Genomic DNA, 18,339 nt, shown 5'->3' on the forward strand with positions numbered 1-18,339 from the left:
ATGGTATTGTTTATACTATTACATAAATCCACCACCGGATTTAGTATCGTTGTCTCTTTGTTTTCTTGATTTAGCCCTGTATTTTCCACCACCAAAACGGTACGATAGACGTGCTGAAATTTGTTGACTCTCCCAGTTAAACTGACCTTGTTGTAAATAAGGGGTTTGACCTTCAAATTGGGCATACATCGTGTCAAAAATATCATTATAACTTAAACTTAAACTGGCTTTGCCTTCTAAGAAGCTATAACGCATCCCTAAGTTGACCATTAACATGTCTTCCATTTCAAATTGTATGTTTTTGTTTTTTCCGCTGTACATTCCAAAAGCAGATAAGCTTAAGGCTTTAGTGACTTTAAAATTGTTAAAGGCTCTAACGTTCCAAACAATATTGTCCACTTTAACCGTGTTTAAAACAATGTTTTGGTTGGTGTCAAAAGATTCGGCAACACTTTTTTGTGTTTGAGAGAATAAATCAAAACTACTATTAATACTCCACCATTTGGTTGGTCTATAATTTGATGATAATTCTACTCCGTAGGCAGACGAGTTGTCAAAATTTAAGTTTGTAAAAAATAATCTGTTAACATCTGATCTATCAATAAGGATGGCTTGTTGTATTTCGTCTTCAATAATTCTGTAAAATGCACCAGCAGTAATACTACCGTTTTTAAGTTGTCTTGTGTAGTTGGTTTCAATCGAGTTTGTAAACTGAGGACGTAATTCTTGATTTCCAAATTGAGAGATTAAAGGCGTACTCCATTCTGGTAAAGGATTAACTTGTCCAATACCGGGACGATCGACACGTCGACTATAGTTTAATTGAAACGAATTTTTATCTGATGCAGTGTAGGTTAAAAATGCTGAAGGATAGAGTCTAAAATAATCATTATCAAATGGGATTGTCGTCTCTTCGTTTGAAGCTAAATCTTTTTTGAAAGCCTCCGAATCTACAGCAACAGTCTCTGCGCGTAATCCAACTTGATAACTCCATTTGTCTAATGTTTTACCATAAGTAGCGTAGGCAGAATAAATATCTCTTGTATAATCAAAAGTAGTGGTTGTAGGGATGTAAACTCCAGATTGATTAGTTTCTCTGGCATCAGATTGATAAAAAATAGTGGTGTTAAACAAGCGGGCTTGTAAACCAAATTCTAATTTAGTCGTTTCGGATATAGGATTACTATAATCTAGATTTATTGTAGAACTTTTTCTGTCTGTGTCTGTGTTCTCTAAGAAGTTTGGTCGTTGAGAGCTAAAAAAGTTGTTTCTAGAATCTGATAAACCATCATATGTATTGTGATCAACCTCTAACTCTAAACTATGTCCATCGTCATTAAAGTCGTGTTTGTAGTTAAAATTGTATTGTTCAGAATCGTTTCCGTTATCATTTCTAGTATACTGAGATTCGTTTAAAGCAGCATTCGCTAAATAATTGATTTCAGAATCAACATTAACCCAACCATCAAATATATTTTGATTCGTAAATACAGAAATAGTGTTTCTATCATCCAAATAATAATCTAAACCGACTTTAAATAAATGAGACTTGTTGTTATTTAGGATTTCAAATTTTTGTTGAATATTTTGTTCCACTCTATTAATCTCTCCAAAATTGAAGTTTTTGGTGACACTATTATTGTAAGACCCATATAAATTGAATTTTCCATTACGGTAATTGGCATCAATCGAGCTATTAAATTTAGCTTCGATGTCATGTGATAGCCCGATGTTTATATTTCCGTTAAATCCTATTTTTATGTTTTTATGTAGTACAATATTAATAATACCACTCATTCCTTCAGGGTTATATTTAGCAGATGGATTAGTAATTAATTCGATGCTTTTTATAGAAGAAGATGGGATTTGCTTTAGTAATTGTTCCGCAGGAATGTTTGATAATTTACCATCGACCATAACTCTTACATTTTGGTTACCACGTAAACTAATAGATCCTGTTTGTTGATCAACACTTACAGACGGTAAGTTGTTCATAATCTCGCTAGCAGTTGCACCGGCAGTTTGCAAGTCTTTACCAATAGTAATTACTTTTCTATCTACTTTTTGCTGTATTGTTGAGGTTTCTGCAACAATAGTTACCTCGTCTAAGCTAGTTGCGGCTTCTTCTAAATTAATAGTTCCTAAGTCTATAACTTTATTATCCTTAGTAATAACAATTGTTTTAGTCTGTGGTAAAAAACCTAAATACTCGATAGTAATTAAATTAGTGCCTTCTGGGATTTGTGTGACCCTAAATTGCCCGTCATTATTTGTAATACCACCAGTTATTAGTTTATTGTTGGTGTCTTTTACAATGACGTTAACATAAGGTAAGGGTTGGTTAAGTGATACGTCTAATACATTACCAGTAACGGTTCCGATTCTGGGTAAAGCATTTGTTTTGTCTTGGGCCTGAATACTAAAGGTTAATAATAGTAAGGTAATGGTGATTAGTTTTTTCATTGTTTGATTGATTATTTGATTGATGTATTTTACTTCTATTATAAAGACGCCTTAATTTGTAATCTGTTACTGTATATTTATATTATTTTTAAATTTTAACAGTTATGAGTAAAAAAACGTTAGTCCTTGGGGCATCACTAAAATTAGATAGATATAGTAATATTGCACTGCGAAAATTGGTTAAGTATGGCCATGATACGGTGGCTTTCGGGATGAAAGCAGGAGAGGTTGTTGGTGTTACTATTGATAAAGAATTACAACAATATCAAGATTTAGATACGGTTACATTATATTTAAATCCAACACGACAAAAAGAGTATTACACTTATATTGTTGGGTTAGATCCGCAGCGCGTGATTTTTAATCCAGGAACAGAAAACCCTGAATTGTACGCGCTTTTGGAAGAAAATAATATTGACTTTGAAGTCGCTTGTACTTTAGTATTGTTGTCTACTAATCAGTATTAGGTTTCGCTTTCGCGGAAATTAAAAGCAGTCCTATAAATGTTATTAAACCATTTAAAGGAAGAATTTCCCAATGGAATACGTATTTCCCAATAAAGCTATCAGGAAAGTTTGCAGGTAATTCTGTAATAAAATAAGTGATTATAATAGACGCTAGCCCTACAACCCAAGCAAAGTTGTCTTTAATAGAGCGCTTAGTTAGTATTCCGAACGCAAACAAACCTAATAAAGGACCATAAGTAAAGGTGGCAAATTTAAATAGGTTGCCGACAACGCTACCTTCTAATTCATTAAAAATAATAACAACCACTACTAGTAATAAGGATACACCAATATGTACTTTTTTACGTAGTGGTTTTTGTTGTGCTAACGGTAATTTTTCAATATTTAAAAAATCAATAGAAAAAGAGGTCGTTAAAGACGTTAGTGCGCTGTCAGCACTACTGTAAGCTGCAGCAATTAATCCTATTAAAAAGGTGATTTGTAGTCCAAGACCCAATCCTTGGTTCATCGCTATTTCTGGGAATAATAGGTCTGTTCTTACTTTTTCATCTACAACGGGGATAGAAACCCCAAATTGTTCAGAATATATAAATAATAAAGCCCCTAAGGATAAAAAGACTACATTAACAAAGACTAATAAAACGGACATGCTAAACATGTTTTTCTTAGCATCGCTAGGATTTTTACAAGTTAAGTTTTTTTGCATCATATCTTGGTCTAAACCAGTCATAGCAATCGTTATAAATATACCTCCAATAAAGTATTTCCAGAAATAGATTTTACTGTTTACATCATCAAAAAAGAAGACTTTACTTTTGGCTATAAAAGTCTCTTTGCTAAATACTTCTGTAATAGTCCAATCCAATCTATTAACTATTAAAATTATAGCAACCACAACAGCAGTCAACATGGCTAAAGTCTGCAAAGTATCTGTCCAAACAATGGTTTTAATACCGCCACGTTTAGTGTACAACCATATTAATGCAATAGATATGACTACGGTTAACCAAAACGGAACACCTAATTTTTCAAATACAATATATTGCATGGCTAAAGCCACTAAAAACAATCTAAAAGCTGCTCCGGTAACTCTGGATAATAAAAAGAAAAATGCACCAGTCTTATAACTAACCGTTCCAAAACGTTGCTCTAAGTATTGGTAAATAGAGGTGACATTTAGTTTATAATATAAAGGGAGCAGAACAAAAAGTACGACTAAATACCCAACAAAAAAACCAAATACACCTTGCATATACGCAAATTGTTGTCCTTCAATCAAACCGGGAACCGATATAAAAGTAACCCCTGATAGTGACGCACCAATCATCCCAAAAGCCACCACATACCAAGGTGATTGCTTTTTTCCTTTAAAAAAGGCATCATTAGAGTCGTCTTTTCCTGTAAAATATGAGATTAAAATTAGCACCCCAAAATAGGCTGCAATTAATAATAGGATCTGTATAGAAGTCATAGTCGTTATTTAACAAAGCCAAAATACAAAATTAGTATTTAGCCAAAAGCACATAAGGTCATAAGTATTTAAAGTTAAGTGGAAAATTGAGGAGAGGGCAACGGTTAAATTTATAGTAAAACATTACTAAATAAGATTACGGTAGTCATAAATAAGACACAATAAATGGGGGCTGTGTCATGAGTTTAATGGGAAGTAAAAAGAGGCTCCACATAGCAGGCGTTTTGTTAAAACAATTTTAACACTATTAAGATTTAAAATAAATACGTAAAGTTATCGCAAAAGACTAATTTTGCAACTTATGGAATTTTCTTCAAAACTTCTTGAAAACGCAGTAAGCGAAATTTCGCAATTGCCAGGTATTGGTAAGCGTACAGCTTTGCGTTTAGCCTTGCATTTATTACGTCAACCTAAGGAACATACCCATGGTTTAAGTCAGGCCTTGAATACTATGGTTAACGATTTAAAACTCTGCGCTTCATGTAATAATATTAGTGATAACGAGTTGTGTGATATTTGCTCAAATCCATTGCGTAAAGCAGATGTTATTTGCGTGGTCGAAGATATTAGAGATGTTATGGCTATTGAAAATACGGCATCACATAAAGGATTATATCATGTATTAGGAGGTAAAATATCGCCAATGGATGGTATTGGACCACATGACTTAAATATTACGAGTTTAGTCGAAAAAGTAAAATTAGGACATATTAAAGAACTGATTTTTGCTTTAAGTCCAACAATGGAAGGCGATACAACTAACTTTTATATCTATAAACAAATCAAAGCGTATAGTATTGAGACGTCTACTATAGCCAGAGGAATTTCGGTTGGAGATGAATTGGAATATGCGGATGAAATTACTTTAGGACGTAGTATATTAAATAGAATTCCATTTGAATCTTCATTAAAACTATAACTAATAATGAAGCTCTCTATTATTATCTTAAATTACAATGTGCGCTATTTTTTAGAGTTGTGCTTGCAGAGTGTAGAAGCTGCAATTACAAATCTGGAAGCGGAGGTTATTGTGGTGGATAACAATTCTGAAGATGGTAGTTGTGCCATGATAAAGGACAAATTTCCTAATGTAATATTGATTGAAAATACAGCTAATTTTGGGTTTTCAAAAGGAAACAATATTGGTGTGGCTCGTGCAAAAGGGGAGTATCTATGTATACTCAATCCTGATACTGTAGTACCAGAAGATTGTTTTCAAGAGCTATTCGAGTTTTCTAAAATTAAAAATGATTTAGGACTCTTTGCTTGTCGATTAGTGGATGGTAAAGGTGCTTTTTTACCTGAAAGCAAACGACAAATTCCGACACCAGGAGTCGCTATTAAAAAGGTCTTTGGATTTGAAAAATCGTATTATGTGTCCGATTTAAAATTAAATTCTACAGGTATTGTTCCTATTTTGGTCGGTGCTTTTATGATGGTTAAAAAAGAGGTATACCAAAACGTTGGTGGATTTGACGAAGACTATTTTATGTATGGAGAAGATATTGATTTATCCTATAAAATTGTAAAATCCGGATTTGATAATATGTATTACGGTCCCATAAAAGTGATTCATTTTAAAGGAGAAAGTACATTAAAAAATAAGGAGTATGCTACTAGATTTTATGGAGCGATGCAGATTTTTTACAAAAAGCATTTTAAACGTAATCTAGCCTTTGATACTATAGTTTGGTTAGGTGTTAACGTTGCTAAGCGTTTTAATAATAGCGCTTTCGCGGAAAAGCAGCCTGTTTTAAACTATACGTTAGTTTCAGATAAAAGCTATCCAGATCTAGAAAATAAATTACCCAATACATTACATCAGGTTTCAGAAGTATCAAAAATTGAAGCAAATACTCAGGTTGTTTTAGACGCTAACTATTTAAGTTTCAAAACAATTATTGATACTGTAATAAATTCTGAAAAAAATAAAAATATTAGCTTTAGAATTCTTCCAAAAAACTCTAATTTTATGGTCGGAAGTGATTCGTCAAAAAGTAGAGGCGAAGTGCTTCACTTTAAAGCGCTTGTAAAATGATGATGAATAAGTAGTAAAAGCTCTTATTTTTTATTAATTTTGCAATTCAACACATTAAAAAGACTACTAAATTATTAATATGGCAAGATTTGAACTTAAGTTACCTAAAATGGGAGAAAGCGTTGCAGAAGCGACACTAACCTCATGGTTGAAAGAAGTTGGAGATACTATTGAAGCAGATGAAGCAGTTTTAGAAATTGCAACAGATAAAGTCGATAGTGAAGTACCAAGTGAAGTTGATGGCGTTTTAGTTGAAAAACTATTTAACGTGGATGATGTTGTACAAGTTGGTCAAACCATAGCAATAATTGAAACGGATGGTGATGCTGGTACAACTACCGAAGCACCTAAGGCTGAAGCTAAACCTGAAGCAGAAGTTGCAGCTCAAGAAGTATCTAAAACAGTTGTTGCTGCAAAAGAGACTACGGAAGCTATTACTTCTAGTGATGAGCGTTTTTATTCGCCATTAGTAAAAAATATGGCTAAAGCAGAAGGTATCGCTCAATCAGAGTTGGATGCTATTGCTGGAACAGGAAAAGATGGTCGTGTTACTAAAAACGATATGATTACTTATCTAAAAGATAGAAGTAGTCAACCTGTAAAAGCAGTTGCGGCACCAAGTGCTCCAGCAGCGAAAGTAGCTCCAAAAGCATCGGCACCAGTAGCTGTGTCTGACGGAGATGAGGTTATAGAATTAACTAGAATGGGAAAAATGATTTCTCATCATATGGTACAATCTGTTCAAACTAGTGCACATGTGCAAAGTTTTATAGAAGCAGATGTTACTAATATCTGGAATTGGCGTAAAAAAGTTAAAGATGGTTTTGCAAAGCGTGAAGGTCAAAATTTAACATTTACACCAATTTTTATGGAAGCTATTGCGAGAGCATTACGTGAGTTTCCAATGATGAATATTTCTTTACAAGGGGATACAATCGTTAAAAAGAAAAATATTAATCTTGGTATGGCAGCAGCTTTACCAGATGGTAACTTAATTGTACCTGTTATTAAAAATGCAGATCAACTTAATTTAGTTGGTATGACTAAAGCGGTTAACGATTTAGCTGGACGTGCTAGAGAAGGTAAATTATCACCAGACGATGTTCAGGGTGGTACATATACTGTAACTAACGTTGGTACTTTTGGAAGTATCATGGGGACGCCTATTATTAATCAACCACAAGTAGGTATTTTAGCTTTAGGAGCAATACGTAAAGTCCCTGCAGTTATTGAAACTCCAGATGGTGATTTTATCGGTATCCGTTATAAAATGTATTTATCACACAGTTATGACCACCGTGTTGTAAATGGTGCGTTAGGAGGTCAGTTTGTAAAAGCAGTTAAGGATTACTTAGAAGCTTGGGACAAGAATAGAGAAATCTAAAGTGTTGCAAATGTCATTCGGAGCGTAGCGAAGAATTTCAATATAGAACCAAATATAAAATAGAGTAATAAAAAAGCACAATCTTAGGATTGTGCTTTTTTTTATGTTTTATATTGAATGATAAATATAGGTCCTATTAATACATCTTATTTTTGTTAGCAGCGTGTTTTGGTATTTGTTGTATGGCATCCCAATGTTCAACAATTTTAGCATTGGCATCAAATCTAAAAAAGTCCATGGTGACGTATTCGTCATTGTCAGGCCAAACTTGATGGGTGTGCAATGCTACTAAATCATTTTCAGAAATGATACGTACAAATTCAATTGATTTTTTAGGGTATTCGGCTTGCATACGTTCAAAATAGTTTATAAAACCTTCAATTCCATTGGCAACATCAGGGTTGTGTTGGATGTAATCATCACCTACATATAATGCTGTGGCTTGTCTTGGGTTTCCTTCGTAGGCCATTTTATAAAACGCAATAGCATTTGCTTTCATTTTTTCATTCATAGGCGTCGGTTTAGTTATTATGTACTTCATTTTAAAATACAGTATAGCACTAAATTTAAATGTTTTGTTCTTTAAATGTAGAGGTTTGTATTAATTAAAACCTTCACGTAGCGCTTGTATAAAGTCTTCTAGGCTTTCAATGTTGTTATAAAGTTTGTCTTCAATCTTTAAAATTGGAATATGATTAAACTCGCTTTTTGGTTTTATAGCTTTAAATTCAGTGATAATTCGGTTATAGTTTGTCGTGTCTTGATCAAGATTATATTCTGTATAGCTAATCTTATTTTTTGTTAAAATGTGTTTAGCATCAGGGCAGATAGTACAATCGTTTTTAGTGTAAAGTGTTACTGTTTTATTATGTAGTTCTTTGTCTAGTTTAAAGTCAATTATTTCAAAGTCTTTGTCTATTTCTAAAGCGTAAGAGACTTCGTTAACGACTAATATATACGTGTATTTTCCAGGCTTACCGTTTAGTTTAACCATCGTTAAAACACGTACGCGACTGTTACCTTTTATGGTCTGTAAAATAGGACGTTCGCTGCTGCGTCTAAAATCATTAGTGTCTACTTTTAAAAAGATATCGTATGATATAGAGTCGGTGTTTTCTATAAATAACTCATAACGTTTGCCTTTAATTTCTTCTTGGAGCTTAACATGCTTGTGTTCGTTTTGACCAAAAGTGGTTAGTGATAGTAAAGTTATAAGTATTAGAGTAAGGTGTCTTATCATTTTTTAAAAGTATTACAAAGTAAAAGTAACAGATTAGAATTATATTTGCATAAATCATACCTAAATTTGTTTGGATATAGTAAAATGTAAGGCGTATTATTTTAGTAACGCTTAATTCATTCAATATCAGGTGTAAATCAACTTAAAATATGTCTTTAAATTTAACCAAGCCTATCTGTTTTTTCGATTTAGAAACTACTGGAATCAATATAACATCAGACAGAGTCGTAGAAATTTCTATATTAAAAGTATTTCCAAACGGAAATAAAGAAAGTAAAACATGGCTAGTTAATCCAGAAATACCTATTCCAGCAGTAGTGTCAGCAATACATGGTGTAACTGACGAGAGAGTTGCTAACGAGCCTACTTTTAAACAATTAGCACCAGAAATTAGTGCTATGATTAAAGATGCCGATTTAGCAGGCTTTAATTCTAACCGTTTTGATATTCCGCTTTTAGCTGAAGAAATGTTGCGTGCAGAATTTGATTTTGATATGAAAGGTCGTGTTGCAGTGGATGTGCAAACTATTTTTCATAAAATGGAAAAGCGTACCTTAGGTGCAGCGTATCAGTTTTATTGTAATGAGAGTTTAGAAAATGCGCATACAGCCGAAGCGGATACTTTGGCAACCTACGAAGTGTTAAAAGCACAAGTAGAGCGTTATGACGAACTTGAGAATGATACTAAATTTTTAGCCGAGTTTAGTTCTCACAGAAAATTTGCTGATTTTGCTGGTTTTATTGGATATAATAAAGAAGATAAAGAAGTGTTTGCTTTTGGAAAGCATAAAGGGAAGTTAGTCTTAGATGTGTTAGAGAAGGAACCAGGATATTTTGGTTGGTTGCTTAATGCTGATTTTCCGTTGTACACTAAAAAAGTGTTGACAGCAATAAAGTTAAGTGCCTTGAATAATAAGTTTTGATGGTTTGAGCGTTAACTGTTATCGTAAATTGAATAATAGAAAATACTGAATATGAAATTAATCTGCATAGGTCGTAATTATACAGACCACATTAAAGAGTTAGAAAACGAAAAGCCGACAGACCCTGTTGTTTTTATCAAATCTGATAATGCCATATTGTTAAAAAAGCAGCCCTTTTTTATTCCTGATTTTTCGGATGATGTGCATTACGAAGTTGAAGTTTTAATTAAGATAAATAAACTGGGGAAGCATATAGATAAAAAATTTGCACATAAATACTATGACCAAGTAGGTTTAGGTATTGATTTTACCGCTCGAGATGTCCAAAAACAATTAAAAGATAAGGGATTGCCTTGGGAAAAAGCAAAATCTTTTGATGGTGCAGCGGTCATAGGTAAATGGATTGATAAGACAGATTTTTCTGACGTGGACAGTCTAAATTTTAGATTGGAAAAAAATTCAAGTGTGGTTCAAACCGCAAATACCAATTTAATGTTGTGGAAAATTGATGAATTGATTGAATATGTGTCAAAATATTTTACTTTAAAGATCGGAGATATTATATTTACGGGAACACCTGCTGGTGTTGGTAGGGTTGTTGCTAACGATAAACTAAAAGGATTCCTTGAGGATAGAGAACTATTTTCAATAACAGTAAAATAAATGGAAATACACTACAAATTACATAGATTAAAAGAATTAGCTGATAATGATCAAGAATTTTTATTAGCATTAGCTTCGACATTTATTGAAGAAGTTCCAGAAGACGCTAGAGTGCTAAAATTGGCTGTCGAGGATAAAAATTACCTACAAACGTATCAAACCGCTCACAAAATGAAGCCAACAGTTGATATGTTTGAATTAGGGATTTTGGATGATTTAATAGAAGTTCAAGATTGGGGTAAATTAGAACAGACAGAAAAGGATATTACAGATAAATTAAACACCGTATTAGTCGCTATTGATAGGGCAACTAACGAAATTATTGAAGATTTTAATTTATAATGAAAGCTGAAATAATTACTATTGGCGATGAAATTTTAATAGGTCAGATCGTTGACACAAATTCAGCCTTTATAGGGAAAGCATTAAACTCTATCGGTGTGTCTGTGTATCAAATCACGTCTATTCAAGATGAGGAAGCACACCTTTTAAAAGCATTTGCTGAGGCAGAAAATAATGCGGATATTATCATAGTTACAGGAGGATTAGGTCCTACTAAAGATGATATTACAAAGCATACGCTAACTAAATATTTTGACGATACTTTGGTTCAAAACGATGCGGTTTTAGAGCATGTGGAGCATCTGTTTAAAACATATATTAATCAACCCATATCGGAGATTAATAAAAAACAGGCATTGGTACCGTCTAAAGCTAAAGTGTTACATAACCAGTTTGGTACAGCACCAGGTATGTGGATTGAAAAAGGTGATAAAACCTTTATTTCGTTACCCGGCGTGCCTTATGAAATGAAGGCCTTGATAGAAATGGAAGTACTTCCTAAGCTAGCTTTAAAATATAAACGTCCGTTTATAATTCATAAAACACTTTTAACTTACGGTTTAGGAGAAAGCTCAGTAGCGGAGCGTATTGAGGCTATTGAAGAGGCTTTGCCTACACATATTAAATTGGCCTATTTGCCAAGTCTAGGAAGCGTTAGATTACGTTTATCGGGTATTGGAGAAGATGAAGCAGAGTTAGAGCAGCAAATTCAAACGGAAGTTGATAAGATTTTACCGTTAATCAAAGATATTTTTGTTGGTTTTCAAGATAATAAAGAAGGATTAGAATTAATTATAGGGAAACAATTAACGGCAAAAGGTCTAACTTTAGCTTTAGCAGAAAGTTGTACTGGTGGAAAATTAGCAGAACAATTTACATCGCATCCAGGAGCTTCTGCTTTTTTTAAAGGTGGAATTGTGAGTTATGCCACTCAGTCTAAAATTGACGTTTTAGGTGTTTCTGAACAGTTGATTAAGGAGCATTCTGTCGTTAGTTCTCAAGTTGCAATCGCTATGGCGGCCAATGTTAGAGAAAAATTTAAATCAGATTTTGCAATTGCGACTACAGGTAATGCTGGACCATCAAAAGGAGATTCTGATGCGGAAGTAGGAACCGTTTTTATAGCAATAGCTACAAAATATGGCGTAGAGGCTCACGAATTTAGCATGGGAAACCATCGCGAAAGGGTGATAAATAAAACAGTAAATAAAGCTTTCGAGTTGCTTCAAAAAGAAATTTTTAAAAATTAGTTATTAACCTGTTGTTTAATAGTAAATAATTAGTATATTTGCACCTCGATTTTTAATAACATATTTTAAAGTTATAAAGTAATGTCAAGAGTTTGTGAACTTACAGGAAAGAAGGCAATGGTTGGAAACAACGTGTCTCACGCAAAGAATAGAACTAAGCGTACATTTGATGCTAATTTGATTAAAAAACGTTTTTATATTCCTGAAGAAGATAAGTGGGTAACTTTAAAAATATCTACATCAGCGTTAAAAACTATTAATAAAATCGGTATCTCTGCTACATTAAAAAGAGCAAGAGCTAACGGATTTGTAAAATAATTGCCCAAAAGGTAAAGTATAATAATTATGGCAAAGAGAGGTAATAGAGTACAAGTAATATTAGAGTGCACTGAGCACAAGGAGTCTGGACAGCCAGGAACGTCTCGTTATATTACAACGAAGAACAAAAAGAATACTCCAGATAGAATGGAAATTAAGAAATTCAATCCTATCTTGAAGAAAATGACCGTTCACAAAGAAATTAAATAATATTCCTTTAAAGGGATACTAAAACCATATAAGTCATGGCAAAGAAAACCGTAGCATCTTTACAGACGTCGTCTAAAAGATTATCAAAAGCAATAAAAATGGTGAAGTCTCCAAAAACAGGAGCTTACATGTTTGTAGAAGCAATCATGGCACCAGAATTTGTTAGCGATTTCATGAAAGACAAATAGTCTTCAGAAATTTACAGTATACAAAAGCTACTTTCTAATGGAGAGTGGCTTTTTTGTTGTTAAAATATTACGTTACTTTACATTGTCATACTATGACAATGTAGCAGACCTTTAAATTAGGCGTTATAATTGTAATAGGCTAATCAATAAAAACCAATAAAAAACAGATGAGTTTTTTTAAAAAAATATTTTCTTCAGAGAAAAAAGAAACCTTAGATAAAGGTCTAGAAAAATCAAGCGCTAGTTTTTTAGGAAAACTAAGTAAAGCGGTTGCAGGAAAATCTAAAGTAGATGATGCGGTCTTAGATAATCTAGAAGAAATTTTAGTATCTAGTGATGTCGGTGTTAGTACAACACTAAAAATCATTAACCGTATTGAAGATAGAGTTTCTAAGGACAAATATTTAGGGACTGACGAGCTTAATAAAATTTTGCGAGAAGAGATCGCAGGATTATTATCTGAAACTAACTCTGGTGAAGATACAGAATATAAAATTCCAGAATTACCAAAACAAACCGATGGGTCAAAAACACCATATGTTTTAATGGTCGTTGGCGTTAATGGTGTTGGTAAAACGACAACTATTGGTAAATTAGCATATCAATTTAAAAAGCAAGGCTTAAAAGTTGTTCTAGGGGCGGCAGATACATTTAGGGCTGCAGCAATAGATCAATTACAAGTATGGGCGGATCGTGTAGATGTACCTATGGTACGTCAAGATATGGGGTCAGATCCAGCATCTGTAGCATTTGATGCATTGGAGTCTGGTGTGACACAAGACGCAGATGTTATTATAATTGATACTGCAGGACGTTTACACAATAAGATTAATTTAATGAACGAGTTAACGAAGGTTAAACGTGTCATGCAAAAAGTTATTGGGGACGCACCTCATGATGTTTTATTAGTTTTGGACGGTAGTACAGGTCAAAATGCTTTTGAGCAAGCAAAACAATTTACAGCAGCTACTGAAGTCACAACCTTGGCAGTAACTAAATTAGATGGTACAGCAAAGGGTGGTGTTGTGATTGGTATTAGTGACCAATTTCAAATACCAGTTAAATATATTGGCGTAGGTGAGGGGATTGAAGACTTACAAGTGTTTAATAAGTTTGAGTTTGTAGATTCTTTCTTTAAATAAAACATAATCACATTGTATATAGCAATAGGAGTGCAGTTATGCACTCCTATTTTTTTTTGTATTTTTATTAAAAAAATCAAAGTATGAGACTATTTAAATGGTGTCTTTTTTTACTACTGGTAGTTAGTTGTGTAACTGAAAAGCAAAACCAAATGCCGGAAAGAGATTCTATGGATAGTAGTGTCATTTCGGCTAAAGCGTTTAGAACGTTTAAGGTTTTGGACTCTAAGTATTTGTCTAATGCAGAAATTTGGGAAAGCTTAAACCTTCAACTTAAGGGTTTTACTGCAGAAAAGTATAGTGCTTTAAAGCCCTTAATTTTAGAAAAAGATATTCCTACTTTACAAGAACAGGTCTCTAGTGGTAGATTAAGTTATGAATTATTAACCAAATTCTATTTATACCGAATTAGATAATTTGATCGAGAAAATGAACTATCATTAAATTCTGTAATTGCAATAAATCCTAATGTTATTAATGAAGCCAGAAGTAAAGATAGTTTGCACAATACGTTTAGTGAGGTTAAAGAGTTGCAATTCTCACTTTTTGGAATACCCATTTTATTAAAGGATAATATCAATGCTTCTGGTATGCCAACAACAGCTGGGGCAATTGCGCTTCAGGATAATAATATAGAAGATGCGTTTATAGTAACAAAATTAAAGGCGCGTGGTGCTTTAGTTTTAGGTAAAGCAAACTTAAGTGAGTGGGCATATTTCTTTTGTGGTGATTGTCCAAGTGGTTACAGTGCTATTGGTGGTCAAACATTAAATCCTTATGGTCGAAAAATTTTTGATACAGGAGGTTCATGCTCTGGAAGCGCAGTAGCTGTTTCAGCTAACTTTTGTGTAGCTGCAGTGGGTAGTGAAACTTCTGGATCAATATTGTCTCCTTCTAGCCAGAATTCGGTCGTTGGTTTAAAACCCAAAATAGGTTTAGTGAGTCGTAGTGGTATTATTCCAATTTCGTCTACCTTAGATACCGCCGGACCAATTGCAAAAAATGTTACAGATGCTTCAATTTTGCTAGGTGCTATATATGGTTATGATGTGCAAGATTCAAAATCTTTTAAGTCCAATAATAGCACATGGGTAACTAATAATTATTCAGAAATTGGAGGTTTACCATTAAAAGGAAAAGCTTTTGGAGTTTTTAGGACGTTACTTGAAGATTCGTTATACGTTCAAGCGGTAACCGTTTTGAAAAAGCTTGGCGCTAAGATTATTGAGATTGACCCTGAAGATTACCAACTTCCTGAGTTTTTAAGATTACTTAATTTAGATATGAAAAAAGACTTACCAGAGTACTTTTCCAAATATGGAGATCCTACTTTAGGTTTTAAATCTATTGAAGATGTTGTAGCTTTTAATTTAAAGGATTCTATAAAAACAATGCCTTATGGTCAACGTTTATTTGAAGGGGTAATTGCAGATAGTGGTACAGAGGAAGATTTGATAAAAATAAAAAGACAGCTCAAAGATAATGGAACTTTGTATTTTGATCTTGTAGGAAAGAGACACAATTTAGATTCTTTTTTATCTATTAATAATTACCACGCGGGTTTTGCAGCTGTTGCTGAAATCCCAGCAATAACGGTTCCTATGGGGTATGCTGAAACAGGAGAACCAAAAGGACTAACTTTTATTTGTTCATCCGAAAAATGGCTCATAGATTATGCGTATTTGTATGAGCAGGCCTCTCAAAAGAGAAACGCTCCAAAAAAATATAACTAATCTAAAACAGCATTTATTTTTTCCCAAAGAGCAGTGTCATAATTGGAGAGTGCAAAATTAGAAGCATCTGCAGCGTCTCCCATTCTAATAATAACTAAGTCTTTACTGGGGACAATGTATATTTTCTGATCATTTTTACCTAAAGCACAGTACATATCGCTAGGTGCATTTGGAATTAATGTTCCAGAAAACTCAACTTGAGATTGTGGTAATTGAAAACTATTTTTACCATTCAACCACCAAAGGTAGCCGTAAGCTTGATTATTGTTTTGAGACGTGTTAGTCGCTTCATTTAAAAATTGCTCTGATATAATTTGCGCGTCTTCCCAACGTCCATTGGCATAAATTAATAGTCCAAATCTAGCCATACTACGGCTAGTACTCCAATAAATATTCAAATCGTCAACCGCAATCCAAGCGCCAGTCATTCCAATGACGTCTTTTAAGTTGTCATTAAAATAAGTAGTCCAAGTCTGATTACTAGCTTGTGCAATAACAGTTTGAAGTTTTAAATATACATTATGATAGGCCCAACGTGTTCCTGCATCTGCAACATATTGTAAGTTATTAGGTGTAAGCACTTCTCCTAAAGTATCATCCAAACCAGAACTCATCGATAATAACTGTTTGCAGGTAATTAATGCCTCTTGTTCTAAAGTAGCATTCGTCCAACCTGTCCCTATATAATCAGATACTTTATTGTTTAGGTTTAGTAAGCCTTGGTCTTGCGCAATACCGGTTACAGTAGCGGTTAATGTTTTTCCTGCACTGGCCCAATACCATGGAGAGGTATCTGTATGGCCATTAAAATACTGTTCGTAGGCTATTTTTCCTTTATGTAAAATGATAAACGATTTAGTATTGGAGGCTTCCAAAAATAAAGATAACTCATTTAATGCGGAGGAATTCCAATTTAAATCTGAAGTAGAAACAGTGTCCCAACTATTAGAATTTATTGGTGGAAAATAAACAGTAGTGGTTGTTTGATTTTCTGTTGGAGCAGGGGCGTTTTCGGAAGTACAACTAAAACAAAAGCAAAGTAGTAAACTAAGAAGGATTAGGAGTGGTTTCATGGTGTCTGTATTTCTGTTTGACTAATATAAATCATAATGGTTTAATATCTGTTATATTAAAATTAGATAGTATCTTTGCAGTCCAAAAATGAGGTATGAGAACAAAGTCACTTAAAAAGAACAAAATCAACGTAATAACTTTAGGTTGTAGTAAAAACGTTTACGATAGCGAAGTCCTAATGGGACAATTAAAGGCTAACGGAAAAGAAGTTGTGCATGAAGAGGAAGGTAGTGTAGTCGTGATTAATACTTGTGGTTTTATCAATAATGCCAAGGAGGAAAGTGTGAACACTATTTTAGAGTACATGCAAAAAAAGGAAGATGGAGAGGTTGATAAAGTATTTGTAACAGGATGTTTAAGCGAAAGATATAAGCCAGAATTACAAAAGGATATTCCTAATGTTGATCAGTATTTTGGAACTACAGAATTACCTGGATTACTTAAAGCTTTAGGGGCAGATTATAAACACGAGTTAATTGGAGAGCGTCTAACAACGACTCCAAAAAATTATGCGTATTTAAAAATCGCAGAAGGTTGTGATAGACCTTGTAGTTTTTGTGCAATCCCTATCATGAGAGGAAAACACAAATCGACACCAATTGAAAATTTAGTTATTGAAGCTGAAAAATTAGCCGCTAATGGTGTTAAAGAATTGATTTTAATCGCTCAAGATTTGACATACTACGGTTTAGATATTTATAAAAAACGTAACCTTGCAGAATTACTTGAAAACTTAGTAAAAGTTGAAGGTATAGAGTGGATAAGATTACATTATGCGTTTCCAACAGGTTTCCCGATGGATGTTTTAGATTTAATGAAACGTGAACCTAAAATTTGTAATTATTTAGATATTCCATTACAACATATTAGTGACGATCTATTAAAAAGTATGCGTCGTGGTACTACAAAGGCGAAAACAACGAAGTTAATAGAAGAGTTTAGAGCTATAGTTCCTGAAATGACTATTAGAACGACATTAATTGTTGGGTATCCAGGCGAAACAGAAGCACATTTTCAGGAGTTAAAACAATGGGTTAAAGACATGCGTTTTGAACGTTTAGGGTGCTTTACGTATTCTCATGAAGAAAACACACATGCTTATAAATTGGAAGATGATGTACCACAAGAGGTGAAGCAGGATAGAGCGAACCAAATTATGGAAATTCAATCTCAAATTTCTTGGGAATTAAATCAAGAAAAAATAGGAGAGACCTTTAATGTCGTTATCGATCGTAAAGAAGGTACTTATTTTGTTGGTCGTACGGAATTTGATAGTCCAGATGTAGATAACGAAGTATTGATTGATGCAACTGAGACGTATTTAAAAACTGGAGAGTATTATAAAATTAAAGTTACAGAAGCTGAAGACTTTGATTTGTACGGAGAATTAGTTAAGTAATTGTTATTTAAATAAAGTATACGCACTAATGATT

The 18,339-nt window shown here is 33.5% G+C and carries 20 protein-coding genes; 15 read left to right on the forward strand and 5 right to left on the reverse strand.

The features are described from left to right. Positions 1-18: 18 nt before the first annotated feature. Positions 19-2,463 carry an outer membrane beta-barrel family protein gene (locus tag H0I26_RS08175; protein ID WP_218701784.1) on the reverse strand — a complete coding sequence of 815 codons (2,445 nt, stop codon included), beginning with the start codon at positions 2,461-2,463 and terminating at the stop codon, positions 19-21. 104 nt (positions 2,464-2,567) lie between these two features. On the opposite strand from H0I26_RS08175, the gene H0I26_RS08180 reads away from it, so the two are divergent. Next, a complete protein-coding gene (locus H0I26_RS08180; protein ID WP_218701785.1) occupies positions 2,568-2,930 on the forward strand; it encodes a CoA-binding protein in 363 nt (120 codons plus the stop codon). On the opposite strand, the gene H0I26_RS08185 is transcribed toward H0I26_RS08180, so the two are convergent. Next, on the reverse strand, positions 2,917-4,401 hold the full coding sequence (locus H0I26_RS08185; RefSeq protein ID WP_218701786.1) for a sodium:solute symporter: 1,485 nt from the start codon (positions 4,399-4,401) through the stop codon (positions 2,917-2,919). The genes H0I26_RS08180 and H0I26_RS08185 overlap by 14 nt on opposite strands. A 301-nt stretch (positions 4,402-4,702) precedes the next feature. Here H0I26_RS08185 and recR point away from each other — a divergent pair, with 301 nt between their 5' ends. The 3 genes from recR (at position 4,703) to H0I26_RS08200 (ending at position 7,823) form a co-directional block, all read left to right on the forward strand. Next, a complete protein-coding gene (recR, locus tag H0I26_RS08190) occupies positions 4,703-5,320 on the forward strand; it encodes a recombination mediator RecR (RefSeq protein ID WP_218701787.1) in 618 nt (205 codons plus the stop codon). A gap of 6 nt (positions 5,321-5,326) precedes the next feature. Further along, positions 5,327-6,439 (forward strand): glycosyltransferase family 2 protein, encoded by a 1,113-nt coding sequence (locus H0I26_RS08195; protein WP_218701788.1) that lies wholly within the window; start codon positions 5,327-5,329, stop codon positions 6,437-6,439. A 79-nt stretch (positions 6,440-6,518) separates the two neighbouring features. Then, entirely contained in the window at positions 6,519-7,823 is a 1,305-nt protein-coding gene (locus H0I26_RS08200; protein WP_218701789.1) for a dihydrolipoamide acetyltransferase family protein, read from the forward strand. A gap of 136 nt (positions 7,824-7,959) precedes the next feature. Here the strand turns inward: H0I26_RS08200 and H0I26_RS08205 are convergent, their stop codons facing one another. Both H0I26_RS08205 and H0I26_RS08210 read right to left on the reverse strand, forming a co-directional pair. Further along, the gene (locus H0I26_RS08205) at positions 7,960-8,364 is read right to left on the reverse strand and encodes a nuclear transport factor 2 family protein (RefSeq protein WP_411268242.1); all 405 of its coding nucleotides are present in this window, start codon (positions 8,362-8,364) and stop codon (positions 7,960-7,962) included. A 60-nt stretch (positions 8,365-8,424) separates the two neighbouring features. Next, positions 8,425-9,063: a glutaredoxin family protein gene (locus H0I26_RS08210; protein ID WP_218701790.1), complete on the reverse strand. Its 639-nt coding sequence runs from the start codon at positions 9,061-9,063 to the stop codon at positions 8,425-8,427. Between the two features lie 149 nt (positions 9,064-9,212). Here H0I26_RS08210 and H0I26_RS08215 point away from each other — a divergent pair, with 149 nt between their 5' ends. The 10 genes from H0I26_RS08215 (at position 9,213) to H0I26_RS08255 (ending at position 15,832) form a co-directional block, all read left to right on the forward strand. Next, positions 9,213-9,986, forward strand: a complete 774-nt coding sequence (locus tag H0I26_RS08215) for a 3'-5' exonuclease (RefSeq protein ID WP_218701791.1) — start codon at positions 9,213-9,215, stop codon at positions 9,984-9,986. Between the two features lie 51 nt (positions 9,987-10,037). Then, complete coding sequence (locus H0I26_RS08220; protein ID WP_218701792.1) at positions 10,038-10,649, forward strand: fumarylacetoacetate hydrolase family protein; 612 nt, start codon at positions 10,038-10,040, stop codon at positions 10,647-10,649. Then, the gene (locus tag H0I26_RS08225) at positions 10,650-10,991 is read left to right on the forward strand and encodes an Hpt domain-containing protein (protein ID WP_101017839.1); all 342 of its coding nucleotides are present in this window, start codon (positions 10,650-10,652) and stop codon (positions 10,989-10,991) included. Beyond that, positions 10,991-12,241: a competence/damage-inducible protein A gene (locus H0I26_RS08230; RefSeq protein ID WP_218701793.1), complete on the forward strand. Its 1,251-nt coding sequence runs from the start codon at positions 10,991-10,993 to the stop codon at positions 12,239-12,241. The genes H0I26_RS08225 and H0I26_RS08230 overlap by 1 nt, the downstream gene beginning before the upstream one ends. Before the next feature lie 81 nt (positions 12,242-12,322). Next, positions 12,323-12,559 (forward strand): 50S ribosomal protein L28, encoded by a 237-nt coding sequence (gene rpmB / locus H0I26_RS08235; RefSeq protein ID WP_090839172.1) that lies wholly within the window; start codon positions 12,323-12,325, stop codon positions 12,557-12,559. Positions 12,560-12,586: 27 nt separating this feature from the next. Further along, positions 12,587-12,769, forward strand: a complete 183-nt coding sequence (gene rpmG / locus H0I26_RS08240) for a 50S ribosomal protein L33 (protein ID WP_055435478.1) — start codon at positions 12,587-12,589, stop codon at positions 12,767-12,769. Positions 12,770-12,804: 35 nt separating this feature from the next. Next, entirely contained in the window at positions 12,805-12,957 is a 153-nt protein-coding gene (locus H0I26_RS08245) for a DUF4295 domain-containing protein (protein WP_101017841.1), read from the forward strand. Between the two features lie 167 nt (positions 12,958-13,124). After that, positions 13,125-14,099: a signal recognition particle-docking protein FtsY gene (ftsY, locus tag H0I26_RS08250; RefSeq protein WP_218701794.1), complete on the forward strand. Its 975-nt coding sequence runs from the start codon at positions 13,125-13,127 to the stop codon at positions 14,097-14,099. 83 nt (positions 14,100-14,182) lie between these two features. Continuing rightward, entirely contained in the window at positions 14,183-14,515 is a 333-nt protein-coding gene (locus H0I26_RS19700) for a hypothetical protein (protein WP_256935301.1), read from the forward strand. 36 nt (positions 14,516-14,551) lie between these two features. Beyond that, positions 14,552-15,832 carry an amidase family protein gene (locus tag H0I26_RS08255; protein WP_256935328.1) on the forward strand — a complete coding sequence of 427 codons (1,281 nt, stop codon included), beginning with the start codon at positions 14,552-14,554 and terminating at the stop codon, positions 15,830-15,832. Here H0I26_RS08255 and H0I26_RS08260 read toward each other — a convergent pair. Beyond that, positions 15,829-16,905 carry a serine hydrolase domain-containing protein gene (locus H0I26_RS08260; RefSeq protein WP_218701795.1) on the reverse strand — a complete coding sequence of 359 codons (1,077 nt, stop codon included), beginning with the start codon at positions 16,903-16,905 and terminating at the stop codon, positions 15,829-15,831. The genes H0I26_RS08255 and H0I26_RS08260 overlap by 4 nt on opposite strands. Positions 16,906-17,000: 95 nt before the next feature. Between H0I26_RS08260 and rimO the strand changes: the two genes are divergently transcribed. Beyond that, the gene (rimO, locus tag H0I26_RS08265) at positions 17,001-18,305 is read left to right on the forward strand and encodes a 30S ribosomal protein S12 methylthiotransferase RimO (RefSeq protein ID WP_218701796.1); all 1,305 of its coding nucleotides are present in this window, start codon (positions 17,001-17,003) and stop codon (positions 18,303-18,305) included. Positions 18,306-18,339 lie beyond the last annotated feature (34 nt).

Source organism: Olleya sp. HaHaR_3_96 (genome assembly GCF_019278545.1).
Lineage (GTDB): Bacteria > Bacteroidota > Bacteroidia > Flavobacteriales > Flavobacteriaceae > Olleya.